This is a genomic window from Methylobacterium sp. J-026 (assembly GCF_022829585.1).
GTDB lineage: Bacteria > Pseudomonadota > Alphaproteobacteria > Rhizobiales > Beijerinckiaceae > Methylobacterium.
In genome coordinates this window covers 118923-144286 of sequence record NZ_JAKSYC010000069.1, presented here as the reverse complement: position 1 = coordinate 144286, position 25364 = coordinate 118923, and the positions used below count along the sequence as shown (strand labels likewise).

Here is a 25364-nt window from a genome sequence, read left to right as displayed (position 1 = left end):
CCCGCGCTCAGCCGACGCTCATCAGGCTGGCATTGCCGCCGGCCGCGGCCGTGTTGACCGAGGTCGAGACCTCCCCGACGAGGCCGGCCACCCCGTAGAGATCCCCGGCCGCCAGCGCGTCCGGCCGGCGGGCCTGGACCGTCAGGATCGCCCCCGGCCGGGCCGCGACCGCCCGGACCAGGGCCAGCAGCCCCGCCGCCTCGCCCTCGTACAGGATCGCCCCGAGCTCGCCCGCTGCGTCGAGGTCGGGCGCGTGCCCGATCCGCGCCGCCAGCTCGGCCGGAAGGTCGCGCAGGACAGCGCGGCTGCCCTCGGCGCCGACGACGACCGCGCAGTTCCCGCAGGCGAGGATGGCGCCAAGCTGGAGCAGGAGCCCCGCCTCCGTCTCCGCAACGGCGGCGACGCGTCCGCGCGGCCGCAGGGCGTAGAGGTTGCGCTCACCGACCGGACCGGCCAGGGCGATCTCCGCGAGGGCGGGGGAGCGCGCCGCCGCGAGGCGCGCGGCCAGGGTGCCGTGCCGGTGTGCTCTCAGCCATTCCAGATAGGAGGGGACCGGGAACGCGGCCGCCGCGATCCCGTCCAGGGCGGCCTCCGGCGCCCTCCGGACCAGCCGCCCGAGATAGAGCGGCCCGCCGGCCTTCGGGCCCGTGCCCGACAGGCCGGAACCGCCGAAGGGCTGCACGCCCACGACGGCGCCGATGAGGGTGCGGTTCACGTAGCGGTTGCCGACCGGAACGCCAGCGAGGGCCTGGGCGAGCGTCTGGTCGATGCGGCTGTGGACGCCGAAGGTCAGGCCGTAGCCCGTGGGCGCGATCGCCTTGAAGAGGCGCCCGAGATCCGCGCGCCGGTAGCGCAGCACGTGCAGCACCGGCCCGAAGACCTCGTGCTCGACATCGGCCACGCCGTCGATCTCGATCAGGGTCGGCGGCACGAAGGTCCCGGTGCCGGTTTCGGCCGGGAGAGCGCAGTGATGGACGGCAAAGCCCCGGGCGCGCATCGCGGCCACGTGCGCGTCGATCCGCTCGGCGGCCGCGGCGGTGACGACCGGGCCGATATCGGTGGCGAGGCGGCGGGGATCGCCGACCGCCAGCTCGTCGAGGGCGCCCTTCAGCATGTGCAGGGTCCGCTCGGCGATCTCCTCCTGCAGGCACAGGATCCGCAGGGCCGAGCAGCGCTGGCCCGCCGAGTCGAAGGCCGAGGCGATCACGTCCGCCACCACCTGCTCGGACAGGGCGGAGGAATCCACCACCAGGGCGTTCTGGCCGCCGGTCTCGGCGATGAGCGGCACGGGCTCCCCGTGCCGGTCCAGGCGCTCGGCGAGGCAACGCTGGATCGCCTGGGCGACCGCCGTCGAGCCGGTGAACATCACCCCCTGCACCCGCGGGTCCGCCACCAGGGCGGCGCCGACCGCGCCGTCACCCGGGAGGATCTGCAGCACGGCGTCCGGAATCCCCGCCGCGTGCAGCACCCGCACCGCCTCCGCGGCGGCGAGCGGCGTTTCCTCGGCGGGCTTGGCGAGGACCGGGTTGCCCGCCGCCAGGGCAGCCGCCACCTGCCCGACGAAGATCGCCAGCGGAAAATTCCAGGGCGCGATGCAGGCCACGGGGCCGAGCGGCGCGTGTCCCGGGCCGAGCGTCCGCTCGGCCTCGGCCGCGTAATAGCGCAGGAAATCCACGGCCTCGCGGATCTCCGCGACCGCGTTCGCATACGACTTGCCGGCCTCGCGCACGATCAGCCCGATCACCGGCGGCATCCCCGCCTCGAAGGCGTCGGCGGCGCGCCGCAGGGCGGCGGCCCGCCCGGCCGGCGCCGTGTTCGCCCAGGCCGGGGCCGCGGCATCGGCGCGCGCGAGGGCCCGCTCGATATCGGCGGGCGCCGCCGCGCGGACATATCCGACCACGTCCCCGTGATCGGCCGGGTTGCGCACGGGCGTCCCGGCCGGGTCCGCATCGCTCTCCGGGGGCATTGCCCGCCACGCGGTCCGGCCGCTCGCCGCCAAGCCATCCCCCAGACGGACGAGCGCCGCCTCGTCGGCGAGATCGAGGCCGGCGGCGTTGACGCGGGCGGATCCGTAGAGGGCGCCGGGCAGGGCGATCCGCTCGTGCGGCGCCCCCGGCACCGGCATCGCCTCCACCACCGCGACCGGATCGGCGATCAGCGCCTCGACCGGCACCGAGTCGTCGGCGATCCGGTGGACGAAGGAGGTGTTCGCTCCGTTCTCCAGGAGCCGGCGCACCAGGTAGGCGAGCAGGGTCTCGTGCGTCCCCACGGGCGCGTAGATCCGGCACGGGCGCTGGAGGGACGCGCCGGACACCACGGCCTCGTAGAGCGGCTCGCCCATCCCGTGCAGGCACTGGAACTCGTACTGGCCGAGCCGGAAATCCGGCCCCGCCATCTCCACGATGGTGGCCAGGGTCTGGGCGTTGTGGGTGGCGAATTGCGGGAAGACCGCGTCGGGGGCGTCGAGGAGCCGGCGGGCGCAGGCGAGGTACGACACGTCCGTGTGGACCTTGCGGGTGAACACCGGGAAGTCGGAAAGCCCGTCGACCTGCGCGCGCTTGATCTCGCTGTCCCAGTAGGCGCCCTTGACGAGGCGCACCATCAGGCGCCGGCGGCTGCGCCGGGCGAGGTCGATCAGCACGTCGATCACGACGGGGCAGCGCTTGCCGTAGGCCTGGACCACGAAGCCGAGCCCGTCCCAGCCGGAAAGCTCCGGGTCCAGAGCGAGCCGCTCCAGGATGTCCAGGGACAGGTCGAGCCGGTCGGCCTCCTCGGCGTCGATGTTGAGCCCGATCCCGTAGCCCCGGGCCAGCCGGCAGAGGTCCCGGACCCGGGGCAGCAGCTCCGCCAGGACGCGGCCGCGCTGCGACCGGACATAGCGCGGGTGGAGCGCGGACAGCTTGATCGAGATGCCCGGCCCGAGCAGCCATCCCCGCCCGGCCGAGGACGCCCCGATCGCCCGGATCGCGTCCGCGTAGGCGCGGAGATAATGCGCCGCATCCTCGGCGGTGACGGCGGCCTCGCCCAGCATGTCGTAGGAATAGGTGTAGCCCTTCGCCTCCAGCCGCCCGGCGTTGCGCAGGGCCTCGGCGATGGTCCGGCCGGTCACGAACTGCTCGCCCATCAGGCGAACGGCGAGATCCACGCCCTTGCGGATCAGCGGCTCGCCGCCGCGGGCGATCAGGCCGGTGAGCGCGTGGGAGAGGCCCGCCTCGTCCCGGGTGGCGGCGAGGCGGCCGGTAACCAGCAGGCCCCAGGTCGCCGCGTTCACGAAGGGCGACGGGCTGTGGCCGAGATGGGCCGCCCAGTCCCCGCCGGCGATCTTGTCGCGGATCAGCGCGTCGCGGGTCGCCGCATCGGGGATGCGCAGCAGGGCCTCGGCGAGGCACATCAGCGCGACGCCCTCCTGGCTCGACAGGGCATATTCGTGGATGAGCCCCTCGACCCCGCCGCGGCGGGCCTTGCTCCGGAGCGCCTCCACGAGCTGCCGGGCCGTGGCCGCGACACGCGCCGCAGCTTCGGCGGGGAGCCGCGCCCGATCGAGGAGCCCGGCGACGCAATCCGCCTCGGGCTGCCGGCAGGCCGCGACCACGGCCCCACGCAGGGGCGAGAGGCTCGGCCGGTCGGCCCAGGATCCGAACGGGTCGGCTGCGTTCTCGGCGCTGCGAGATGCGGGCAAGGATCATCCCCCGGGGATGCCGGGCGGGCTCTTACGCCGGCCATGGCGCACGCTACGCCCTCCGCCGCCGCGGTTGAAGTCACGACGACCACATGCCCGCCCTTCAGGCCCTCACGGCTTGGCATGCGCGGCGTCGAGCGCGTCCGTCAGAGCCGGCTTGGCGCCCTCGCGGCGCAGCACCGCGGTGGGAATCACCACCGTGTCGGCGCAGGCTTGAACGACGTGCGCCAGGTCGAAATGGACGGCGAGACCGCCCGCCCCGGCATCCAGCCATGCCATCATGGCCGGTGGCCCGTTCAGGGACGTATCCGACACGGTCTCCCGGCATTCGTCATCGTCGCCCTCGCGCTTCGCATCGCCCGTCTTCGGGCGATACCCTTTGAGGTACAGGGCGTGCAGCCTCTCGGAGGCGAGCGTCACCATCTTGGTCCCATCCGCACCTGTCTCGAGGGCGGCCTTGCCGGTCAGGGACGGCGGAAGCAGCGCGGTCCAATCCACCGGCGCTCCGGCCGTGAGATCGTAGACGATCGCCATGAGTGCGGCATTCGGGTGGGGCCCGCCGCAATAGGTGCCGTCGGCGATCTCGACGCTCAGGAAGCGCGGGCCGCGCATCGGGGTCTTCACGGTCCGCCCCCAATCGCTGTGCGTCCCCCCCTCGGCCCGACAGGCCTGGGCGGCCTTGCGGACTTTCTCGTCGAGCCGCCGGAGCGCGGCGTTGATTCGCCGCTCCGCGTCGTCGGCGGGCGCCTCTATCTGCGGCATCGCATCGATACCCGGCATCAACTCGGGCTGCGCCTTCAGGCCGACCGCCCGGTCGGCCGCCGCAGCCGGGCCTGCCAGGGCGACGAGGAGCGCGCCGACGCAGGCGCCGCGCCGACGTGCCGCCCGGTCGGCTGGCGAGGGTCGAAGGACACGGTTCATCGTCTCATGGCTCCTGAGCCAAGTCCCGGCTGGGCAAGCGATGCCGCGAACCCGCCCGGCGCGCAGCGCGTTTTGACACCCGCGGAGGCGGTGGCAGAAGCCCGGTCATGAGCACGATTCTTATCTACGGCGCCACCGGCTATACGGGCCGGCTGATCGCCGAGCACGCCGTCGCGCAGGGCCTGCGGCCGATCCTGGCCGGGCGTGATCCGGAGAAGCTCCGTCCGCTCGCCGCGCGGCTCGGCCTCGAATCGCGGGCCGCGCGCCTCGACCAACCGGGTCCCCTGCGGGCCATGCTGGCGGGCGTCGCGGCGGTGATCCACGCCGCCGGCCCGTTCTCCCGGACGGCCCGACCCATGGCCGAGGCCTGTCTCGCCGCGGGCGCGCATTACGTCGACATCACCGGCGAGATCGACGTGCTGGAATCGCTCGCCGCCCGGGACGCGGACGCGAAGGCGGCGGGCATCGTCCTGCTGCCGGCGGCCGGGTTCGACGTTGTGCCGAGCGACTGCCTGGCCGCCCACGTGGCCGGCCGGGTGCCCGGGGCCACGCATCTGCGGATCTCGATCGGCGGCTTCGGCGGCTTCAGCCGGGGCACGGCCCGCACCATGGTCGAGGGCATCGCCTGGGGGACGCGGGTGCGCCGGGCCGGCCGCATCGTCGAGTTGCCGAGCCCGCCCCGCGGCCGGGCCGATTTCGGCCGGGGCCCGCGGCGCACCGTTGGGCTCGGCTGGGGCGACGTGTCGAGCGCGTGGTACTCCACGCGCATCCCGAACATCGCGGTGTATTTCGAGGCCTTCCCGGCCATGGCGGCCGCCGCGGGCCTGCCGGCGGGGATCCGGCGGCTCATCGCCGGCGGGACCGCGCAGCGCCTGATCAACCGCGGCATCGACAGGCTGCCGGCAGGCCCCTCGGACTCGGCCCGGGCGTCGGCGCGCAGCACCTTCCTGGCCGAGGCCTGGGACGGTGCCGGCGCGCGCGCGGCGAGCCGCATGGAGACCCCCGAGGGCTACAGCCTCACGGTCCTGACCGCCCTTGAGATCGCCCGGCGCGTGGCATCGGGCGCGGTCCCGGCCGGCTTCCAAACTCCGGTCACCGCCTTCGGACCCGACTTCATCCTGGGGTTTCCGACCGTTATCAGGACGGACCTCTGAGCTTCCCGGCGACGGATCTCTATTCCGGGACGAACGGTTGCCGTCCGGCGCCGGGGATCCACTTGGCAGAACGCGCGGCGCGGATTGGACCGCCGCATCGAGGAAGCCCCGATGGCGATCGACCCGACCTTGCGCGACGCGCTCTCCGCCGTGACGCCGGCAAGCCTCGCCCGCGCTCTGACGCGGGCCGGCGTGAAGGCCTTCAGCCCCAGGGGGCTGTCCCCGGGCACCAGCGGCAGCGCGATCGGCATCGCCTACACGCTGCGGATGATTCCGGCCCGCGACGATGCCGCGGGCGACCTCGCCGCCGCCATCGACGCCGTTCCCGAGGATTCGCTGGTGGTGATCGATGCCGCCGCGACCGGCCTGGTTCTGCCGTTCGGGGCGATCCTGGCGGCGCGGCTCGATCAGCGCGGCGCCGCCGGATTGATCACCGACGCGGCTCTGCCGGAAGCGATCGGCCTGCCGAGCTGGAGCGCACCGCAGGGGGCGGGCGGAGCCCTCGCGCTGGTCGGCACGCAACAACCCGTCACCTGCGGCGGGGCGGCGATCCATCCGGGCGACATCGTGGTCTGCGCGGGCGACGGAATCGTCGCCCTGCCGGCCGGGATCGCCGAGCGGATTGCCCTCGAAGCCGTGGAGCAGCAGCGCCTCGACCTCTGGATCCAGCGCGAGGTGGAGCGGGGCGAGAGCCTCGCGCGCCTGCTACCGCCGGATGCCGCCGCCCTGGCCCGGTTCCAGGCCGAGACGAAGCCGGCGTGAGCGCCGTGTTCTTCCCGCTGTCGAAGCTGATCTACTTCCTGATCACCCCGTCGAACTTCCTGATCTTCCTGGTCCTGGGGGGGCTGCTCCTGCTCTCGGCCACGCGGCTGCGCCGGACCGGGACCGGCCTCGCGCTCCTCGGCGCCGTGGGTCTCGGCGTCGGCGGCCTGTCGCCCCTCGCGGAGACGATGCTCCTCCCGCTCGAGCAGCGCTTCGCGCCCTTCCCGGCGGACGGTCCGGCACCCGCGGGCATCATCGTGCTCGGCGGCGGGATCGAGGCCGGCCTGTCCGAGGCGCGGGACCAGATCATCGTCAACGATGCCGGCGAACGGCCGATCTATTTCGCGGATCTGGCCCGGCGCTTCCCGGCGGCGCGACTCGTCTTCTCGGGCGGGAGCGGCTTCATCGGCGGCGGCATCGCGGAGGCCGACATCGTCAGCCGCCAGGCGGACACGATCGGCGTTCCCCGCAGCCGGCTGATCCTGGAGAACCGGTCGCGCAACACCCACGAGAACGCGGCCTTCACGGCGGCCCTGGTCCACCCGAAGCCCGGGGAGCGCTGGCTCCTCGTCACCTCGGCCTGGCACATGCCCCGGGCCGTCGGCTGTTTCCGGCAGGCCGGCTTCACGGTTGATGCGGTCCCGGTGGATTACCGGACGCGCGGCTGGGGCGACGTGACCCGGTTCAACGGCTTCGCCTCCGACGGCCTGTTCCAGCTCGATCTCGCCCTGAAGGAGTGGATCGGCCTCGCGGTCTATCGGTGGGCCGGCTACACGCCGGACTGGCTGCCGGGCCCCGACGAATCCCCCGCGGGCAGCGCCAGGCGGTAGATGCCGCGGAAATCGTCCGGATCCACCGGCTTGCCCTTGCGCAGGATCGCGACACGGCCCGCATGGGCGAGGCGGACCGCGACCCGCCGCACCGGCTGCATCAGGGGCCCCCAACCATCCGGATGCGGGCCGCCCAGCGCCCGGGCGACCTCCGACGGGCAGACCGTCTTGTCCGCACCGCGCGCGGCGACGAGGCCGAGCATCGCCGTCTCGATCGCCGCATCGTCGGGTCTCGTGTCGGTCATGTCCTCGCCTCTTCCAGGGGAGGCAGGAGCGGACCCTCGTGGGGACCCTCCCCCGCTTCGAGCAGCGCCGCGCGGATCTCGGAAGCGAACTGCCGACGCCACATGATGATCACCACCGCCGATGTCGAGGCGATGAGCACGTAGGGGCTCACGAACCAGCCGAGATAGGCGAGCGCGAAGAAGAACGCCCGCTGCCCTCGGGCGAAATGCCGGCCGGCGCTGACGTTCATCGCCGCGAGCCGGCGCACCGCCCGCATCATCTCGGTCTCGCTGGCCCCGGACCCCTTCGGCGGCACCGCGCCGAGGAGAATCGCCGCGTAGTTGAACAGGCGATAGGCCCAGGCGAACTTGAAGAAGGCATAGACGAACACCAGCGCGAGCCCGGCGACCTTCAGCTCCCAGGTCAGGCGGGTCGCCACGGTGCCGAAGGGCAGGGTTGCGAACAGGTTCAGCACATCGTCGCCCGAGCGCGACAGGGTGAGGACCGACCCGAGGGCGATCAGGGAGGTCGAGGCGAAGAAGGCGGTCCCGTTCTGCAGGGAGGCGTTGATCTGGGTGTCGACCACCCGGTTGTCGCGGCCGATCACCTGCCGGGCCCAGTTGGACCGATGGCCGTTCATGATCTGGCTGAGGGGGACCATCCGGCCCCGCAGCCGCCCGACCGACAGCCCGTACGCCACCCAGGCGACGATGAAGTAGAGGAGGGCTCCGAGATCCAGGGGCGAGAACGCGGCTTGGCCGGCGGATAGGTCGTTCATGATCGACGAGAGGCGGCTTCACGAGGGCCGCGATGCCATAACAGCCCGACGGCCGCCGCAGAAGCCGTCCGCCCGTCCGCCACCTCAGCCGCGCAGGATCTCGAAGCCGGATAACGCGGGACCGTCGTCAAGCGCGCGGATGGTGATGTCGGAGACGCGGGCGCCCGGTGGCCCGGACCGGCACAGGATTACCATCCGGTCCACGGCCTCCGGACTGCCGCTGAACACCGCCTCCACCGCGCCGTCGTCGCGGTTGCGCACGGAGCCGGCGAGGCCTTGGGCCCGCGCCTGATCCCGCGTCCAGGCGCGATAGGATACGCCCTGCACCCGCCCCTCGATGAGGAGGGAAACCGTCCGTCGCTCGCTCATGCCGTCCACACGCGTCGATCGGGCCCGCGCGTGCGACGCGGGCCCGGTTCGCCTCACTCGGCCGCGATCGGGCGACGCACGCCCGCGTCGACGGCCGCGATCCGGGTCGCCCCGGTCCGCACATGGGTCGAGTAGAGCATGAGACCGGTGAAGGCGAGGCCGCCGACGATGTTGCCGAGCAGGGTCGGGATCTCGTTCCAGAGCAGGTAATCCATCACGGTCAGGTGGCCGCCCATGAGGATTGCCGAGGGGAACAGGAACATGTTCACCACCGAATGCTCGAAGGTCATGAAGAAGAACACCGTGATCGGCATCCACATGGCGATCACCTTGCCGGGCACCGAGGTCGACAGCATCGCGCCGATCACGCCCGTCGAGACCATCCAGTTGCACATCATGGCGCGGACGAAGAGCGTCAGCATGCCGGAGGCGCCGTACTTCTCGTAGCCGAGGGTGCGCGCCTCGCCGATGCCGGCGATCAGCTTGCCGACGGCGTTCGGCTCGGTAGCGAAGCCGAAGGTAAACACGATCGCCATCATCACCGCGGTGGTCAGCGCGCCCGCGAAGTTGCCGAAGAAGACCAGCACCCAGTTGCGGGCGACGCCGGCCACGGTGACGCCCGGCCGCTTGTCGATCAGCGCCAGAGGCGTGAGCACGCAGACGCCCGTGAACAGGTCGTAGCCGAGCAGGTACAGCATCGAGAAGCCGACGGGGAACAGCAGCGCCCCGATCAGCGGCTGGCCGGTGGTCTGGTTGATGGTGACCGCGAAGGCGGCGGCGAGCGCCAGGATCGCGCCGGCCATGTAGGCGCGGATGAACGTGTCTTTGGTGGCCATGAAGACCTTCGATTCACCGGCATCGACGGCCTTCTTCACGAAATCGGCGGGCGCCAGATAGGACATGCAAACCTCTCCCTCGCAGGCCGCCGCCGATCGCCGTTGACCGTAGGGCGCGCCGCGCAATCACGACAGCTGGCCGGGGCGCCTGTCGATGTCGCTGCCCCGGTCGGTCGCGAGCAAGCAGGTTGCGTACCAGTTGCCGGCCGTTCAGACGGGCTGGCCACGCGTCCAGGTACTGATCTCGCGGATATAGGCCGGCGGCAGCTGGGCGGCCCGGGCGGCCGCCAGCACGGCGTCGAGGTAGCCCGGCCGTGGCCGGCCCGGCGCGGTCGACCGTCCGAGATAGATCAGGGCGCGCTTGACCCCGCCGGCAGTCGTGACGGGAAGCGTCGCCTTGGCGTAGAGGCCGCCGGCGACGCCCTCGTAGCGGTCCAGCGCCGGGATATCGTCGAGCGCCAGGTCCCACAGCACACCGTGGACGATCCGGACGGGATCGCGCACCACAGAGGCATAGCCTTCGCGCATGATGATGAAGCGGTGCCGGGGCAAGTGCCCGCCGCCGATCAGCCGCGAGACCGGGCAGCGCAGCGCCATCGCGGCGGCATCCATGTTGGCGCCGTAGGCGAAATAGAGGGGCATGGTGCCGAGCTCAGCAGCCGCTCGGCGCTGTCACTTGCCCGCTTTGCGCTCCTCGCGCTGGATCGCCCATTCGTTCGCGCGCATCGCTGCGTAGGCAACCGCCAGGGTTACGGCGGGTATCACAAAGGTGACGAAGATCTCACCCGAACTCATGGCCTGATGCTCCGCAGCACGCGCCGCCCGATCCAATGTAATCCGATCGCCGCGCAAAGCCAGATCACCACGAAGAAGGCGGTTGCCGACTGCAATGCCGGCGCGCTCGCGATCCCGAAACTCATCGCGGTGATCGGCGTCACGAAGCCGATCACCGCGAACGCCACTGCTACGTTGTTCACCGCAGTGGCCAGCAGCTTCGTCTGCTCGTTGTGAACCGCACTCACGACGAACGCGATTTGGCTCAGGCGAATTCCAGGATCACCGCGTCGACCGCGAGGCTGTCGCCCTCCTTGGCGTGGATCTTACCCACCGTGGCGTCGCGCTCGGCCCGGAGCATGTTCTCCATCTTCATGGCCTCGACCACGGCGATCGGCTCGCCGGTCTTCACCTCCTGGCCCTCGGTGACCAGGATCTGCTTCACGAGGCCCGGCATCGGGCAGAGCACCTGCTTGCCCGAGCCGGCCTGCTCCTTCACCGGCATCAGCGCGGCGAGTTCGGCCTCGCGGCGGGTGTAGACCCGCGCCTCGGCCGCCGCGCCCGCATGCTGCAGGAACACGCCGTTCAGCAGGCCGCGCACCTGGAGGGCGACCCGCTCGGATCCGATCGTGCCGATCCAGACCGGCTCGCCGGGACGCCACGCGCTCGCCACGGTCACAGACGTCCCGCCGTCCTGGGTGACCAGCAGATCCTCGCCCTCCGGCGTCACCGTGACGGGATAGGATTGACCGGCCAGGACCACCACGCGGTCGTGCTCGAACGCGAACAGGCCCGGCGCCCGCATCTGGCCGGAGATGCCCCGCTTGCGCTGGTTGAGCTTGTGGTCGATCGCCGCCGCGGCCGCCATCATGCGGAGGGCCACCGCCCCGGCCGGCTCCGGGGCGACGAAACCGTTCGGAAATTCCTCGGCGATGAAGCCGGTGGACAGGTGGCCCTCCTGCCAGCGCGGATGCGCCATCAGCGCGGACAGGAACGGGATGTTGTGGCGGATGCCGTCGATGGCGAAGGCGTCGAGGGCCTCGGCCTGCGCGGCGATCGCCTCGGACCGGCTGGGGGCCCAGGTCACCAGCTTGGCGATCATCGGGTCGTAGTGGATGGCGATCTCGCCGCCCTCCTCCACGCCGGTATCGTTGCGCACGATCGCCTTGCCCTGGCGCCCCTCCTCCGGCGGCCGGTAGGTGGTCAGCCGCCCGATCGAGGGCAGGAAGTTGCGGGTCGGATCCTCGGCGTAGACGCGGCTCTCCACCGCCCAGCCGTTGAGCTTCACGTCGTCCTGGGTGATCGGCAGCTTCTCGCCGGCCGCGACACGGATCATCAGCTCGACGAGGTCGAGCCCGGTGATCATCTCGGTCACCGGATGCTCGACCTGGAGCCGGGTGTTCATCTCCAGGAAGTAGAACGACTTGTCCTGCCCGGCGACGAACTCCACCGTGCCGGCCGAGTCGTAGTTCACCGCCTTGGCGAGCGCGACCGCCTGCTCGCCCATCTTGCGGCGCGTCTTCTTGTCGAGGAGCGGCGACGGCGCCTCTTCGATCACCTTCTGGTTACGACGTTGGATCGAGCATTCGCGCTCGCCGAGGTAGACGACGTTGCCGTGCTTGTCGCCGATCAGCTGGATCTCGATGTGGCGCGGATCGGTGATGAACTTCTCGATGAAGACGCGGTCGTCGCCGAAGGAGGAGGCCGCCTCCGAGCGGGCGCGGGCGAAGCCCTCGGCCACCTCGTCGCCCGAATGGGCGATGCGCATGCCCTTGCCGCCGCCGCCCGCGGACGCCTTGATCATCACCGGGTAGCCGATCTCGTCGGCGATCGTCTTCGCGTGCTCGGGCGATTCGATCACGCCGAGGAAGCCCGGGACCGTGGAAACGTCGGCGGCAGCCGCCGCCTTCTTGGATTCGATCTTGTCGCCCATCGCGGCGATGGCGGCCGGATTTGGGCCGATGAACACGATGCCGGCGGCTTCGAGCGCCTTCGGGAAGGCCTCGCGCTCGGACAGGAAGCCGTAGCCGGGATGGACCGCCTGGGCTCCGGTCTGCCGGCAGGCCTCGACGATCTTGTCGATGACGAGATAGGACTCGGCAGCGGCGGCGGGCCCGATACGGACCGCCTCGTCGGCCATGGCGACATGCACGGCGTCGCGATCGGCGTCCGAGTAGACCGCAACGGTCCTGATGCCCATCTTCCGAGCGGTCTTGATGACCCGGCAGGCGATCTCGCCCCGGTTGGCAATCAGGATCTTGTCGAACATAGCTGGCGCACTGCTTTCGAGATCGCCGGATTGCACACCGGCTTGACGGTCCCGATAGATCAGATGCGTCGCGGACGGAAGCTGCGCCTGTGTCGAACGCTCAGGCCGCCAGCGCGAAGCTCGTGCGCGCGGGCTGGACCGCGTCGCGGATCCGGCGGTTGGCGTCGAGGGCGAACACCATCAGCGATTCGGCGCTGCCCTGGGCCTCGCGGACGATCGCCATGGCGATCCGGGTGCCGACCGGGCTCGGGCCGTCCCGGCCGCTGAGCGAGGCGGCGAGCCAGGCGGCGGTGTCCCGGTCGATATAGCCGGTCGGACGGCTGCCCCACACGGCGAAGTCGACGACGGAGGCCACCAGGAAGTCGGCATAGGCGTCGGAGCCGATCACCGCCCGCTCCAGGGCGATCAGCAGATCGGCATCCTCGCGGGTCATGAGGCCGTCCGGGACAACCTCGCGCTTGAGGACGAGCAGGTCCTCGTCGCTGATCGTGCCGGCCGAAACCGCATGGTTGCAGAATTGTTGAACGGTGATCACGGTCATGGTTGCCTGCCTCCCCGACCTTTCTTCGGTCGGCGCTAGTCCCTGTGTGCCTTCAACTTACGGGACGGCTTCCCTGCCGGAAGTTAATGGCCAGATCTGAACGAGAGTTCAGGTAAACACGCGGCGAGCAAGCAGGCTTATTGGGACGTTGACCGGTTGCGTTACCGGACGATGACCGTGGCGCCCACGGGGACGCGGTTGAAGAGGTCGACCACGTCGATGTTGCGCATGCGGATGCAGCCCGACGAGACCGCCTGCCCGATCTTCTCGGGCTCGTTGGTGCCGTGGATCCGGTAGAGCGTGTCCTTGCCGTGGTCCGACAGGTACAGGGCCCGGGCGCCGAGCGGGTTCATCGGCCCGCCCTGCATGGCGTGGACATGCGGCCAGCGCTTGATCATCTCGGCCGGCGGGTTCCAGGCCGGCCATTCGGCCTTGCGGTCGACCGTGGCGTTGCCGGTCCAGCCATAGGCCTCGTCGCCCACGGAGACGCCGTAGCGGATCGCCTTCCCGTTCGGCAGGACGAGGTAGAGCTGGCGTTCCTTGGTCTCGACCACGATCGTCCCGGGCGGCTGCCGGGTCGGGTCGCTGATCTCGTAACGGGCGAAGTGGGGATCGAACTCGGCATCCGGCACGAGCGCCATGAAGGCCGTGTCGCGGGCCGAGAGCGCAGGGTCGGGCACGCCCTTGAAGGTGCAGCCCGCCAGGAGACCTACACTGGCGATGATCGGGATGATGCGCATGTCGCTAATCTCGATAGGCAATCCCGACCCGAAGACCGGACCGGCGACCGGGACATTCACCGGAAGATCGGGACAAGCCTAATCGCGGTGGGCACGCCGCCGTAGTCCACGCGTTACGCCCGTGGCACATTGCCGGCTCCTGTTGCAGGCGCGCGACAGGATCGGACCCGGGAGCGACCGTCGTGACCACTCTGTACGTCAGCCATCCCGCCAGCTTCGATCACGCGGTGCCCGAGGGTCACCCGGAGCGACCGGCCCGGATGCGGGCCGTGGAGCGTGCGCTGGAGGACGAGCGCTTCGCCAACCTCGTGCGGGCCTCGGCGCCCCGGGCGGAGGTCGAGACCGCCACGCTCGTCCATCCGCGCAGCTACGTCGACGCCCTGGTGGCGGCGGTGCCGGAGCAGGGCATGGTCGGGATCGATTCGGACACGATCCTGTCCCCCGGCAGCCTGGAGGCGACCCTGCGGGCCATCGGGGGGGCGACGCACGCCATGGACGCCGTCGTCGCGGGCGAGTGCCGCAACGCCTTCGTGGCCATGCGCCCCCCCGGCCACCACGCCGAGCGGACGCGGTCCATGGGGTTCTGCCTGTTCAACCACGCCGCCATCGCGGCCCGCTATGCCCGGACGCGGCACGGTGCGGAGCGCGTGGCGCTGGTCGACTGGGACGTCCACCACGGCAACGGCAGCCAGGACATCTTCTGGGACGACGGCTCGGTCCTGTACTGCTCCACCCATCAGATGCCGCTCTATCCCGGCACCGGCGCCGCCTCTGAGCGGGGCGACAAGGACACGATCGTCAACGTGCCCCTGCGGCCGAACGACGACGGGGCGGTTTTTCGCGAAGCGTTCGAGGTCGGCATCCTGTCGCGCCTCGAGACCTTTCGGCCGGACGTGATCGTGATCTCCGCGGGGTTCGACGCCCATCGCCTCGATCCGCTCGCGAACCTGCAGCTCGAGGCGGAGGATTTCGGTTGGGCGACGCGCCGGTTGATGGAGCTGGCGGACCGCTGCGCGGGCGGGCGCATCGTCTCGGTGCTGGAGGGTGGCTACAGCCTGGAGGGCTTGGCCAAGTCGACCGCCGCGCATGTGGACGCGCTGATGGGGCGGTAAGCTTCCTTCCGGTTCTCCCGATTGCCGCCGGTGCCAGAGCGGACATAATCGGCGCGTTCAGGGAGCATCGAGAATCATGCGAGCGGGCGGGCGGGCGAATCTGATCAACCGGGTTTGGGCCCGCGCGGCGGTCGCCCGGAATATGGCGCGATGACCCTCGCCGGCTTCCTGACCTACGCCCTGGCGCTCGGCGTTGCCGCCGCCGTACCCGGTCCCGGCGTCGTCGCCCTGATCGCGCGCGCCCTCGGTTCCGGCTTCAGGGCCGCCATGGCGTTCTCGGCCGGGTTGATCCTCGGCGATCTGACCTTCCTGTCGGCCGCGGTGTTCGGGTTGGCCCTGATCGCGGAGACGTTGGGCGAGGTCTTCATCGTGGTTCGGCTCTGCGCCGGCCTGTATCTGACCTATCTGGCGGTGCGTCTGTGGCGCTCGGCCGGGCAGACCGATCGGGTGGAGGGCGGCCCGGCCGACCGGCCGCTGGCGAGCTTCGTCGCCGGGCTCACCATCACCCTGGCCAACCCCAAGACGATCGTCTTCTATCTGGCCGTGCTGCCGACACTGGTCGACCTTCGCGCCGTCACACCCGGCGATTACGCCAGCCTCGTGGGCCTGACCGCGTCGGTCCTCGTCCTGGTGATGACGCCCTATGCCGCCCTGGCGGCGCGGGCGCGGGACTCGCTGCGCAAACCCCGCTTCCGGACGCGGCTGAATCGGAGTGCGGCCGCCATCATGGCCGGCGCCGCGATCTGGACCGTCGCGCGGCGCGCCTGACGCGCGTCGCTCACCCCTCCAGAGGTTCGTCGCCCAGGAGCTCGATGCCGAAGCCCGAGAGGCCGACATACGCCCGCGACGACGTCGCGAGGTTGCGGATCGAGACCACGCCGAGGTCGCGCAGGATCTGGGCGCCGAGGCCGACCTCGCGCCATTGGCGGGCGCGCTGCGCCTCCGTCCCCTCCTCGGTCACGCTCATCACCGGCACGCCCGCGGTCCCGTCGCGCAGGTAGACCAGCACCCCGCGCCCGGCGGCCGCGAACCGCTTCAGCACCGCGTCGATCTGCCGGCCCCCGCCGATCACGTCGGCGGCGACGTTGGACCGGTGGAGCCGCACCAGCACGTCGCGGCCGTCGCCGATCTCGCCCATCACGAAGGCGAATTGCTGGATCGATTCGAACGGCGTCGAGAACACGTAGGCGGTCATGTCCCCGTGATTCGACCGGACCGGGAAGTGCCCGACCCGCTCCACCAGCCGGTCGCGGGCCTGCCGGTAGGCGATGAGATCGGCCACCGAGACCTGCTTGAGCCCGTGCGTCGTCGCGAAAGCCTCGATCTGCGGCCCCTTCATCACGGTGCCGTCGTCGTTGGCGAGTTCGCAGATCACCCCGACCGGCGGCAGCTCGGCGAGCTTGCACAGGTCGACCGCGGCCTCGGTATGGCCCGAGCGCATGAGCACGCCGCCGTCCCGGGCGATCAGCGGGAAGACATGGCCGGGCCGGACGAAATCGCCCGCGCCCATATTGCCGTTGGCGAGCGCCCGCACCGTGTTGCAGCGCTGTTCCGCCGAGATGCCCGTGGTCAGCCCGTGCTTGACGTCCACCGTGACCGTGAAGGCGGTGCCCAGCGGCGCGTCGTTCGAGGCCACCATCGGGGCGAGGTGGAGGCGGCGCGCCTCGCTCTGCGACAGCGGCGCGCAGACGATGCCGCAGGTGTTGCGGATGATGAACGCCATCTTCTCCGGCGTGCAGAGCGAGGCGGCGACGACAAGATCGCCCTCGTTCTCGCGGTCGTCGTCGTCGGTGACGACCACGATCTCGCCCTTGGCGAAGGCCGCGATGGCCTCGGTGACGGTGCAATGGGGCACGGGCATTCTCGAATCGTTGGGGCCGGTCGCGGGATCAGGGCTGCTGCCCGACCTGTCCGCGATGGCGCAGATAGTGATCGGCGAGCACGCAGGCCATCATGGCCTCCGCCACCGGGACGGCGCGGATGCCGACGCAGGGATCGTGGCGGCCCTTGGTGACGAGGTCCACCTCCGCGCCGTCGCGGGTGACGGAGCGCCGCGACGTCAGGATCGAGGAGGTCGGCTTCACGGCGAAGCGGACCACCACGGGCTCGCCGCTGGAGATGCCGCCGAGGATCCCGCCCGCATGGTTGGCGAGGAAGCGCGGATGCCCGCCGTTGCCGGCGCGCATCTCGTCGGCGTTGTCCTCGCCCCGCAGGGCGGCCGCCGCGAACCCGTCGCCGATCTCGACGCCCTTCACGGCGTTGATCGACATCATGGCGGCGGCGAGATCCGCATCGAGCTTGCCGTAGACCGGCGCGCCGAGACCCGGCGGCACGCCCTCGGCCACGACTTCGATCACCGCACCTACCGACGAGCCGTCCTTCCGGATCCCGTCCAGATAGGTCTCGTAGAAGGCCGCCGTCTCGGCATCGGGGCAGAAGAACGGGTTGTTGCCGACCTCGGCCCAGTCCCAGCGGGACCGGTCGACGGCGTGCGGACCCATCTGCACGAGCGCCGCCCGGATGGTGATGCCCGGGATGACCTTGCGCGCCACGGCGCCGGCCGCGACACGCGCCGCGGTCTCCCGGGCGGAGGAGCGGCCGCCGCCGCGATAATCGCGGATGCCGTACTTGGCCTCGTAGGTGTAGTCGGCGTGGCCGGGCCGGTAGCTGTCGCGGATCTCGGAATAATCCTTCGAGCGCTGGTCGGTGTTCTCGATGGTCAGCGCGATCGGCGTGCCGGTGGTGAGCTGGCGTCCGCCGGTGCGGTCGTCGGCGAACACGCCGGACAGGATCTTCACCTGATCGGGCTCGCGGCGCTGCGTGGTGAAGCGCGACTGGCCGGGCTTGCGGCGGTCGAGCTCCGCCTGGATCTCCTCAACCTCCAGCGGCAGGCCGGGCGGGCAGCCATCGACCACGCAGCCCAGCGCGACCCCGTGGCTCTCGCCGAAGGTCGTGACGCGGAACAGGTGGCCGAAGGTGTTATGCGACATGGCGCGGCTGCCTTAGCGCGGGAGCGGCGGGGGCACAAACGGCTGACTACCGTCTTATTCCGCCTCCTGCTCGAGCCGATCGGCGGAACCGGATCACATTCACCCTGCGTGATCCTCAGCGACCATCGGCCCGCCGCGCATAACGGATGGCCCCGAGTCCGAGAACGAGAGCGGCTGCCGGGACGCTGAGCACGACAATGACATTCAGGAGGCTCATCCTTGCAGCTCCTTCAGGTAGCGCCGTGCCGCATAATGTAAGGTGCCGCTCGTGATCCAGCAAATCACGGCAAGACCAACGATCACCGGTACCGGCAGGCTCGGAGGGCCTGACGTGTAGAGCACTGCGAAAATCGGTGCCAAACCGCCCACCGTGAAGATCGAACCGGCTATCGCGTTGACGTACATCGCCGTCAGCTTCGTACGTTCATTCGCGATCAACACGGAACGCGCCGTCGGTTTCGAGGGGAAAAGCGCGTTATCCACCTGCGCGACTCATTCGAGGTTCGCGAAAAGCGTGGCGTAATCCGCTTCGAGATGGACGGCGCGAGACCAGCGCGCATCCCTCGTCACCCCCTGCTGTCGACGCTCGTGACAAGCCGGCATCTTAGTGCAAGACCGCCCCGCGCCTTGAGCGCCCGGTAGGCAGCCACGGCCACGGCAAGATCGGTTCGCAGCCGCCGTTCGTCCCCGAGGGCATCGTGGTCGTAGGTCGTGCCGAGGATATGTGCGGCCTCGTAGCCCTCTGGCAACTCGCCCATTGTGCCGAGGCTGATCGTCCGGTTTGGGAGCCGGTCGGCGAAATCCTCAAGGTGTGCCCGGAGCATCGCGCCGCTCGTCCGGAGATGATCGATTGCGCCGGCCCCGTGCGCGCGGATCGCCGCCACGGTGCCCTGCGCTAGCGACAGGTGAACGACCTCGCGGTGCGCCGGGAACAGGTAGACCAGATAGTAGCCGCGCGTCGCGCTGGTGGTGACGGCCGGGTCGAACATCGCCAGCCACGGCACGGCAGCCCAGCGCGTGCCCCGGCCGGGGCTGCCCTTCACGAGGAACGGTCCGTCGATCGGTTCGAGGGCGGCGCGCAACTCGTCCGGCGCCCCTTTCCGGATGACGGCCGCGAGCGGATGCCCGGCTGGCGGGTCGAGCCGCGCGAGCGGATATTCCTCGATGATGCGGCGCAGGGCGTAGCCGAGGCTCACGGGCGCGCCAGAATCCCGCCCGTCATCGGCTCGCGCACCCCGGTGGTCGACGGGAAGGTGATCGGGAGGCCCTTCAACGAGCGCACCGCGAGATACGCGAAGGCCTGCGCCTCCAGATAGGCCGAGGACCAGCCGATCGCGTCCGCGGTCGTGATCTCGGCGCGCAGATGGTAATTCAGCAGCCGCACCAGCTCACCGTTGCGGGCGCCGCCGCCGGCCACGATCCAGCGGGTGGGGATCTCGGGGGCGTGGTCCAGCGCCCGGGCCACAGCCCGCGCCGTGAAGGCCGTGAGCGTTGCGGCGCCGTCCTCGGTGGAGAGCTGGCCGGCGAGCTTGTGCGAGAACCAGTTCCGGTCCAGCGATTTCGGCGGCTTCCGGAAGAAGAACGGGTGGGTCAGCAGCCAGGCGAGCAGCGGCTCGTCGGCCCGGCCCCGGGCGGCGGTGCGGCCGCCATCGTCGAGGTTCTTGCCCTCACGCTCCTGCATCCACTCGTCGATGAGCGCGTTGCCCGGTCCGGTATCGAAGGCGATCACGCCGCCTAGGGAATCGATCAGCGTCGCGTTGGCGACGCCGCCGATATTGAGGATGCCGAACGGCCCGTCGAAGCCCGAGGCCTCGGCAAGCGCCTTGTGGAAGACCGGCACCAGCGGCGCCCCCTGGCCGCCCGCCTCGATATCGGCCCTCCGCAGGTCGGAGACCACCGGGATGCCGAGCCGGGTGGCCATCGCCTGCCCGTCGCCGATCTGGATCGAGATCCGCTGGTCCGGCCGATGAATGACGGTCTGGCCGTGGAAGCCGATCACGTCGATGTCGGCCACGGCAAGGCCGTTCTCGGCCAGGAAGCGCTCCACGGCCTCGGCGTGGGCCCGCGTGACGAAGGCCTCGGCCTCCGGCAGGCGGCCGGGCCGGTCGCCGGGATGCAGGACGGACTCGGCGTCCTTCGTGGCGGCGCGCAGGAGCGCCTTCTCGTCGTCGCTGTAGCCGCGGTAGCCGGTCGGCCCCAGCGGCTCGAGGAAGTTGTTGTGGCCCTTGACCACTTGGACCCCCTCGCCGTCAGTCTCGATCAGGGCGATGTCGACGCCGTCCAGCGAGGTGCCGCTCATCAGCCCGATCGCGCGCATCATCGCCATGCCGTCCTGCCCCGTGCCTTTCCGCGAACGCCCTGCTAAGAGCGCGCCGTATCCTGACCCCAGCGCGAGCTAGCACGCGGAGCCTCGGCCTGTCGCGCGACGCGAGCGACCCGAGATGGCATCCATGACCGCCGAGAGCTTCGCGCCGAAATCCGATTTCCTCCGGATCCTGACCGAGCGCGGCTATATCCACCAGACCTCGGATCTCGCCGGGATCGACGCCGCGGCCGTCGAGGGCCGGCTGACGACCTATGTCGGCTACGATTGCACGGCGCCCTCGCTCCATGTCGGGCACCTGCTCTCGATCATGATGCTGCACTGGCTCCAGGCCACCGGCGGCCGCCCGATCGCCCTGATGGGCGGCGGTACCACCCGGGTCGGCGACCCGTCCGGGCGCGACGAGACGCGCAAGATCCTGACCGTCGAGCAGATCGACGCCAACAAGGCCGAGATCCGCAAGACCTTCGACCGGTTCCTGCGCTTCGGCGCAGGCGCGGGCGATGCCGTGATGGTCGACAATGCCGAATGGCTGACGAAGCTCAACTACATCGAGATGCTGCGCGATGTCGGGCGCCATTTCTCGGTGAACCGCATGCTGTCGATGGACAGCGTCCGCCTGCGCCTGGAGCGCGACCAGGAACTCTCGTTCCTGGAGTTCAACTACATGATCCTGCAATCCTACGACTTCGTAGAGTTGAACCGCCGCTACGGCTGCGTCATGCAGATGGGCGGCTCGGACCAGTGGGGCAACATCGTCAACGGCATCGATCTCGGCCGGCGCATGGGCACGCCGCAGCTCTACGCCCTGACCTGCCCGCTCCTGACGACCTCGTCGGGCGCCAAGATGGGCAAGACCGCCGCGGGTGCCATCTGGCTCAACCCGGAGATGCTGAAGCCCTACGATTACTGGCAGTTCTGGCGGAACACCGAGGATGCCGACGTCGCCCGCTTCCTCAAGCTGTTCACCCTGCTGCCGATGGCGGAAGTGGGCCGCCTCGCCGCGCTCGCCGGCTCCGAGATCAACGCGGCCAAGATGGTGCTGGCCACGGAGGCGACGGCGCTGATGCATGGCCGCGACGTCGCCGAGGCCGCCGCCGAGACCGCGCGCAAGACCTTCGTGGAGGGGACGCTGGCCGCTGATCTGCCGAGCGTCACCGTGCCGGCGGCGATTCTGGAGGCCGGGCTCGGCGTGCTGACGGCCTTCGGCCCCGAGATCGCCAAGCTGGTGCCCTCCACCAGCGAGGCCCGGCGCCAGATCAAGGGCGGCGGCCTGCGCGTCAACGATGTGCCGGTGACGGACGAGAAGGCGATGCTCCGCCAGGGGGATCTGACCGACGACGGCATCATCAAGCTCTCCTTCGGCAAGAAGCGGCACGTGCTGCTGCGGGTGGGATGAGGCCGATGCCCCCGGACCGGGCCTGCGAGGAGAGCGCCGCGTGACTGCCTCGGCCAGCATCTTGGTGATCGACGACGAGCCCCCGATCCGGCGCCTTCTCCGGACCGGCCTCGGCACCCAGGAGTACAGCGTCGTCGAAGCCGGCGACGGGGCGGCGGCGCTCGCCGCGCTCGCGGCGGGGGGCATCGACCTCGCCATCCTCGATCTCGGCCTGCCCGACATGTCCGGCCACGCGCTGCTCGCGGCGATCCGCGAGCGCTGGCCGGACCTGCCCGTCCTAGTCCTGTCGAGCCGCGACGATGAGCGCGGCAAGGTCGAGGCCCTGGATCTCGGGGCGGACGATTACGTGACGAAGCCCTTCGGCATGAACGAGCTGCTCGCCCGCATCCGCACGGCACTCCGGCACCGGCTGGCCATGCAGGGCGAGCGGCCGGTCTTCCGCCTGGACGACCTCTCGGTCGATCTCGTGCGCCGGATCGTGCGCGTGGGCGAGCGGGAGGTGAAATTGTCGCCGCGGGAATACGACTTCCTGCGGGTCCTGGTACAGCATGCCGGCAAGGTGCTGACGCACGCCCAGCTCATGCGCCACGCGCCGGCCACCTCGGATCCGCAATATTTGCGGGTCTACATGCGCCAGTTGCGCCAGAAGCTCGAACCGGATCCGGAGCGCCCGCGCTACCTGCTCACCGAGACCGGCGTCGGCTACCGCCTGCGGGCACCCGACTGATCCGGTCGCCCCTCACGGATCCAGGCCTTCCGCCGCCCGCCGCGCCGCGCGCAGCTTCTCGACGCGGGACACCGAGAACACCGAGGCCTCGTAGAGCAGCAGCATCGGGACCGCCAGCGAGAGCTGCGAGATCACGTCCGGCGGCGTCAGCACGGCGGCGGCCACGAAGACCAGGACGATCGCGTAGCGGCGCTTCTCGCGCAGGAAGGCCGCGTCGATGATCCCGATCTGGCCGAGCAGGGTCAAAACCACCGGTAGCTGGAAGGCGATGCCGAAGGCGAAGATCAGCGTCATGATCAGCGAGAGATACTCGTCGACCTTCGGCAGCAGCTTGATCGTCGGCTCCCCGGCGACGCCGACCTGCTGGAGCGACACCGAGAATTTGATCAACAGCGGCATCGCCAGGAAGAACACCACCAGCGCACCCAGCACGAAGAAGATCGGGGTCGCCACCAGATAGGGCAGGAATGCCTTGCGCTCGTTGCGGTAGAGGCCCGGCGCCACGAAGGCGTAGATCTGCGTGGCGATCACCGGGAAGGCCAGGAAGGCCGCCCCGAAGACGCTGAGCTTGATGTTGGTGAACACCTGTTCGAGAAAATGCGTGGCGATCAGCTCGGCATTCTGCACGCCGACGATCGAGACATACGGATAGACCAGGATATTGTAGATATCCCGCGAGAAGAAGAAACAGCCAAAGAACATTACCACGAAGGCGATCAGCGACTTGATCAGCCGCGCGCGCAGTTCGATCAGATGCTCGAGCAGGGGCGCCCGGGAAGCCTCGATCTCGGCCTCGTCCGCGTCGGTGATCATCGGACGACGGCGCCGTTCTTCGGATCGACGGAGGTGGGATGCACGACGGGCGGGTCGGGCGGGGGCCCGAACGGATCGTCCACCGAGCCGGACACCGGGAGCGGCGCCTCGGCATGCGCGACGGCCGGCGGCGGCTCGGGAGAGTTCGGCTCTGCCGGCGGCACGGCGTCCTGTTCGGCCTTCAGCTGCGCCGTCGCGTCGGCGAGGGAGCGCGTCTCCCCGGCCGGCAGTTCGGGGCCGAGTTTCTCCGGCCCGACCTTGGCCCGGCCCTCGACCGCGCCCTTCAGCTCGTCCCGGATGGTCTGGACGGGATTGAAGGTCGAACCCGCATTCCGCACCGTATTGCGGATGCCGTCGACCTCCTTGCGAACCTCGTCGAGCTCGGCCTCGCGGATCGCCTCGTTGAACTGCATCTGGAACTCGCCGGCCATGCGGCGCAGCTTCGAAGTGATCTGCCCGACGGTGCGCAGCGCCTTCGGCAGATCCTTCGGCCCGATGACGATGAGGGCGACGCCGCCGATCAGCATCACCTCGCCCCAGCTCATGTCCAGCATGTCGTCGACGGTCCTGCTGCCCTGGGAACCGAACCGAAGGCCCGGGCCCCGCCAGGCTCTACACCAGCGCACGTCCCCTGACAGTCCCTCTGAGGGGCTTCCCCTCAGAGGAGCTTGCCCTCAGACCGGCTTGCGTTCGCCGCCCGGAATGTGGCTCGCCGGGATGGCGGTGCCGGGGCTGGGCTCGGCGGTATGGGGGATGGTGCGGACCGGCTCGCCGGGCACCACGGGGGCCTGTGTCGCCTGGGGCGTGTCGTCCTCCGCCATGCCCTTCTTGAACGCCTTGATGCCCTTGGCGACGTCGCCCATCAGGTCGGAGACCTTGCCGCGTCCGAAGAGCAGCATCACGATGACCGCGACGATGACCCAGTGCCAGATACTCATGCTGCCCATGGCAACCTCCTGCGTGCGCCCCGAGGAAGCGGGAGCGGGACGCCACGTCCGGTTGAGGATTTCGGGGCGAACCTAGGGATCGCGCCGCCCGAACACAAGCACGGGCGGTGCCAGGGGTGGTGGAAGGCCGCGGGTCAGGACTTCGGTTCAGGCCGCCGCCAGGGCCGCCGCGAACCGCGCCCGGGCCTCCGGCACGTCCAGGTCGTCGCCGGCCGGATCGAGCCGCGCGAGCGCCGCGGCGGCCCGTTCCGCAGCGCGGCCGTCGAGCGCCGGGGCCGCTTCGGCCACCGACCGCATCTCGTCCATCGCGCCGTTGCAGTGGAGGCCGAGATCGATGCCCGCGGCGAAGGCCCGCTCGGCCCGCGCGCGGAAGGTCCCGGTCAGCGCCTGCATCGACAGATCGTCGGTCATCAGCAGGCCGTCGAACCCGATCTCGCCGCGGATCACCTCCCGGATGACGGTGGCCGATTGCGTCGCCGGACGCTCGGGGTCGATGGCGGTGAAGACCACGTGGGCGCTCATCGCCATCGGCAGGTCGGCCAGGGCCCGGAACGGCCGGAAATCCTGCGCCGCCAGCGCTTCGCGGCTCGCCTCGACGACCGGCAGCCCGAGATGGCTGTCGCAGGCGGCGCGGCCGTGCCCCGGGATGTGTTTCATCACCGGCAGGACCCCGCCGGCCATCAGGCCTTCGGCGACCGCCCGGCCGATCTCGGCGACCGAGGCCGGGTTCGTCCCATAGGCCCGGTCGCCGATGATGTCGTGGGCGCTGGGGGCCGGAACGTCGAGCACGGGGGCGCAATCGACGTTGATGCCGACATCGGCCAGATCGTGCGCCATCAGGCGGGCGCCGAGACGCGCGATCGCGGTGGCGCTGCCGTTCAGCCGGCCGTAGCGTCCGCCCGCCGGATAGGCCGGCCAGTGCGGCGGTCCCATCCGCTGGACCCGGCCGCCCTCCTGGTCGATCAGGATCGGCGCGGTCGCGGAGCCGAGGCAGTCGCGCAAGGCGGCGGTCAGGGCGCGCACCTCGTCGGGCGTGCCGATGTTCCGCTTGAACAGGATGAACCCCCACGGCCGCACGTCGCGGAAGAAGGCCGCCTCCTCGGCGGAGAGCGACTTGCCGGCACAGCCGAGGATCAGGGCACGGGAGGTCATCGGGACGTCTCGGGGACTACTCG

28 protein-coding genes are annotated in these 25364 nt (G+C 70.6%); 8 read left to right on the top strand and 20 right to left on the bottom strand.

Going from position 1 to position 25364, the window contains the following annotated elements; translation table 11 throughout:
* Positions 1–7: 7 nt before the first annotated feature.
* Together putA and MKK69_RS07540 are read right to left on the bottom strand one after the other, a co-directional pair.
* A complete protein-coding gene (gene putA / locus MKK69_RS07545) occupies positions 8–3679 on the bottom strand; it encodes a trifunctional transcriptional regulator/proline dehydrogenase/L-glutamate gamma-semialdehyde dehydrogenase (RefSeq protein WP_243967145.1) in 3672 nt (1223 codons plus the stop codon).
* A 111-nt stretch (positions 3680–3790) separates the two neighbouring features.
* Positions 3791–4600 carry a hypothetical protein gene (locus MKK69_RS07540; protein ID WP_243967144.1) on the bottom strand — a complete coding sequence of 270 codons (810 nt, stop codon included), beginning with the start codon at positions 4598–4600 and terminating at the stop codon, positions 3791–3793.
* 107 nt (positions 4601–4707) lie between these two features.
* Here MKK69_RS07540 and MKK69_RS07535 point away from each other — a divergent pair, with 107 nt between their 5' ends.
* The 3 genes from MKK69_RS07535 to MKK69_RS07525 all read left to right on the top strand — a co-directional run bounded on the left by MKK69_RS07535 (position 4708) and on the right by MKK69_RS07525 (position 7346).
* Positions 4708–5754: a saccharopine dehydrogenase family protein gene (locus tag MKK69_RS07535; protein WP_243967143.1), complete on the top strand. Its 1047-nt coding sequence runs from the start codon at positions 4708–4710 to the stop codon at positions 5752–5754.
* Positions 5755–5865: 111 nt separating this feature from the next.
* A complete protein-coding gene (locus MKK69_RS07530; RefSeq protein ID WP_243967142.1) occupies positions 5866–6516 on the top strand; it encodes a dimethylmenaquinone methyltransferase in 651 nt (216 codons plus the stop codon).
* A gap of 5 nt (positions 6517–6521) precedes the next feature.
* Positions 6522–7346 (top strand): YdcF family protein, encoded by an 825-nt coding sequence (locus MKK69_RS07525; protein ID WP_243967181.1) that lies wholly within the window; start codon positions 6522–6524, stop codon positions 7344–7346.
* Here the strand turns inward: MKK69_RS07525 and MKK69_RS07520 are convergent.
* The 6 genes from MKK69_RS07520 to MKK69_RS30940 all read right to left on the bottom strand — a co-directional run bounded on the left by MKK69_RS07520 (position 7286) and on the right by MKK69_RS30940 (position 10349).
* Positions 7286–7591: a DUF3253 domain-containing protein gene (locus MKK69_RS07520; protein ID WP_243967141.1), complete on the bottom strand. Its 306-nt coding sequence runs from the start codon at positions 7589–7591 to the stop codon at positions 7286–7288. The genes MKK69_RS07525 and MKK69_RS07520 overlap by 61 nt on opposite strands.
* Positions 7588–8349, bottom strand: coding sequence for a DUF599 domain-containing protein (locus MKK69_RS07515; protein ID WP_243967140.1), 762 nt, complete (start codon positions 8347–8349; stop codon positions 7588–7590). The genes MKK69_RS07520 and MKK69_RS07515 overlap by 4 nt, the downstream gene beginning before the upstream one ends.
* 84 nt (positions 8350–8433) lie before the next feature.
* A complete protein-coding gene (locus MKK69_RS07510) occupies positions 8434–8718 on the bottom strand; it encodes an acylphosphatase (RefSeq protein ID WP_243967139.1) in 285 nt (94 codons plus the stop codon).
* Between the two features lie 53 nt (positions 8719–8771).
* A complete protein-coding gene (locus MKK69_RS07505) occupies positions 8772–9620 on the bottom strand; it encodes a formate/nitrite transporter family protein (protein ID WP_243967138.1) in 849 nt (282 codons plus the stop codon).
* A 144-nt stretch (positions 9621–9764) separates the two neighbouring features.
* Complete coding sequence (locus MKK69_RS07500) at positions 9765–10196, bottom strand: gamma-glutamylcyclotransferase family protein (protein WP_243967137.1); 432 nt, start codon at positions 10194–10196, stop codon at positions 9765–9767.
* Positions 10197–10226: 30 nt separating this feature from the next.
* Positions 10227–10349, bottom strand: a complete 123-nt coding sequence (locus MKK69_RS30940; protein ID WP_279598232.1) for a hypothetical protein — start codon at positions 10347–10349, stop codon at positions 10227–10229.
* Between the two features lie 6 nt (positions 10350–10355).
* On the opposite strand from MKK69_RS30940, the gene MKK69_RS07495 reads away from it, so the two are divergent.
* Positions 10356–10565: a hypothetical protein gene (locus MKK69_RS07495; RefSeq protein WP_243967136.1), complete on the top strand. Its 210-nt coding sequence runs from the start codon at positions 10356–10358 to the stop codon at positions 10563–10565.
* A gap of 28 nt (positions 10566–10593) precedes the next feature.
* Here the strand turns inward: MKK69_RS07495 and MKK69_RS07490 are convergent, their stop codons facing one another.
* The 3 genes from MKK69_RS07490 to MKK69_RS07480 form a co-directional block, all read right to left on the bottom strand.
* Positions 10594–12597 carry an acetyl/propionyl/methylcrotonyl-CoA carboxylase subunit alpha gene (locus MKK69_RS07490; RefSeq protein ID WP_243967135.1) on the bottom strand — a complete coding sequence of 668 codons (2004 nt, stop codon included), beginning with the start codon at positions 12595–12597 and terminating at the stop codon, positions 10594–10596.
* A 100-nt stretch (positions 12598–12697) separates the two neighbouring features.
* Positions 12698–13138 (bottom strand): hypothetical protein, encoded by a 441-nt coding sequence (locus tag MKK69_RS07485; protein WP_243967134.1) that lies wholly within the window; start codon positions 13136–13138, stop codon positions 12698–12700.
* Between the two features lie 161 nt (positions 13139–13299).
* Entirely contained in the window at positions 13300–13878 is a 579-nt protein-coding gene (locus tag MKK69_RS07480; RefSeq protein WP_243967133.1) for a L,D-transpeptidase, read from the bottom strand.
* A 182-nt stretch (positions 13879–14060) separates the two neighbouring features.
* On the opposite strand from MKK69_RS07480, the gene MKK69_RS07475 reads away from it, so the two are divergent.
* Both MKK69_RS07475 and MKK69_RS07470 read left to right on the top strand, forming a co-directional pair.
* Entirely contained in the window at positions 14061–14990 is a 930-nt protein-coding gene (locus tag MKK69_RS07475; protein WP_243967132.1) for a histone deacetylase family protein, read from the top strand.
* 150 nt (positions 14991–15140) lie between these two features.
* Complete coding sequence (locus MKK69_RS07470) at positions 15141–15758, top strand: LysE family translocator (protein WP_243967131.1); 618 nt, start codon at positions 15141–15143, stop codon at positions 15756–15758.
* 10 nt (positions 15759–15768) lie between these two features.
* Here the strand turns inward: MKK69_RS07470 and ribB are convergent, their stop codons facing one another.
* From ribB to MKK69_RS07445, 5 genes are all read right to left on the bottom strand, one after another.
* Positions 15769–16845, bottom strand: a complete 1077-nt coding sequence (gene ribB / locus MKK69_RS07465) for a 3,4-dihydroxy-2-butanone-4-phosphate synthase (RefSeq protein WP_243967180.1) — start codon at positions 16843–16845, stop codon at positions 15769–15771.
* A 34-nt stretch (positions 16846–16879) separates the two neighbouring features.
* A complete protein-coding gene (gene aroC / locus MKK69_RS07460) occupies positions 16880–17980 on the bottom strand; it encodes a chorismate synthase (protein WP_243967129.1) in 1101 nt (366 codons plus the stop codon).
* A 213-nt stretch (positions 17981–18193) separates the two neighbouring features.
* A complete protein-coding gene (locus MKK69_RS07455) occupies positions 18194–18463 on the bottom strand; it encodes an amino acid transporter protein (RefSeq protein WP_243967128.1) in 270 nt (89 codons plus the stop codon).
* A gap of 83 nt (positions 18464–18546) precedes the next feature.
* Complete coding sequence (locus tag MKK69_RS07450; protein WP_243967127.1) at positions 18547–19176, bottom strand: DUF3578 domain-containing protein; 630 nt, start codon at positions 19174–19176, stop codon at positions 18547–18549.
* Positions 19173–20306, bottom strand: a complete 1134-nt coding sequence (locus tag MKK69_RS07445; RefSeq protein WP_243967126.1) for an anhydro-N-acetylmuramic acid kinase — start codon at positions 20304–20306, stop codon at positions 19173–19175. Before MKK69_RS07445 ends, MKK69_RS07450 begins: the two co-directional genes overlap by 4 nt.
* A 124-nt stretch (positions 20307–20430) precedes the next feature.
* Between MKK69_RS07445 and tyrS the strand changes: the two genes are divergently transcribed.
* Positions 20431–21702 carry a tyrosine--tRNA ligase gene (gene tyrS, locus MKK69_RS07440; protein WP_243967179.1) on the top strand — a complete coding sequence of 424 codons (1272 nt, stop codon included), beginning with the start codon at positions 20431–20433 and terminating at the stop codon, positions 21700–21702.
* 40 nt (positions 21703–21742) lie between these two features.
* Positions 21743–22429 (top strand): response regulator, encoded by a 687-nt coding sequence (locus tag MKK69_RS07435; protein WP_243967125.1) that lies wholly within the window; start codon positions 21743–21745, stop codon positions 22427–22429.
* A gap of 12 nt (positions 22430–22441) precedes the next feature.
* Here MKK69_RS07435 and tatC read toward each other — a convergent pair whose 3' ends face one another.
* The 4 genes from tatC to nagZ all read right to left on the bottom strand — a co-directional run bounded on the left by tatC (position 22442) and on the right by nagZ (position 25341).
* Positions 22442–23242 (bottom strand): twin-arginine translocase subunit TatC, encoded by an 801-nt coding sequence (tatC, locus tag MKK69_RS07430; protein WP_243967124.1) that lies wholly within the window; start codon positions 23240–23242, stop codon positions 22442–22444.
* A complete protein-coding gene (tatB, locus tag MKK69_RS07425) occupies positions 23239–23796 on the bottom strand; it encodes a Sec-independent protein translocase protein TatB (RefSeq protein WP_243967123.1) in 558 nt (185 codons plus the stop codon). The genes tatC and tatB overlap by 4 nt, the downstream gene beginning before the upstream one ends.
* 120 nt (positions 23797–23916) lie before the next feature.
* Positions 23917–24189, bottom strand: coding sequence for a twin-arginine translocase TatA/TatE family subunit (locus MKK69_RS07420; RefSeq protein ID WP_243967122.1), 273 nt, complete (start codon positions 24187–24189; stop codon positions 23917–23919).
* 147 nt (positions 24190–24336) lie between these two features.
* Positions 24337–25341: a beta-N-acetylhexosaminidase gene (gene nagZ, locus MKK69_RS07415; RefSeq protein ID WP_243967121.1), complete on the bottom strand. Its 1005-nt coding sequence runs from the start codon at positions 25339–25341 to the stop codon at positions 24337–24339.
* Positions 25342–25364 lie beyond the last annotated feature (23 nt).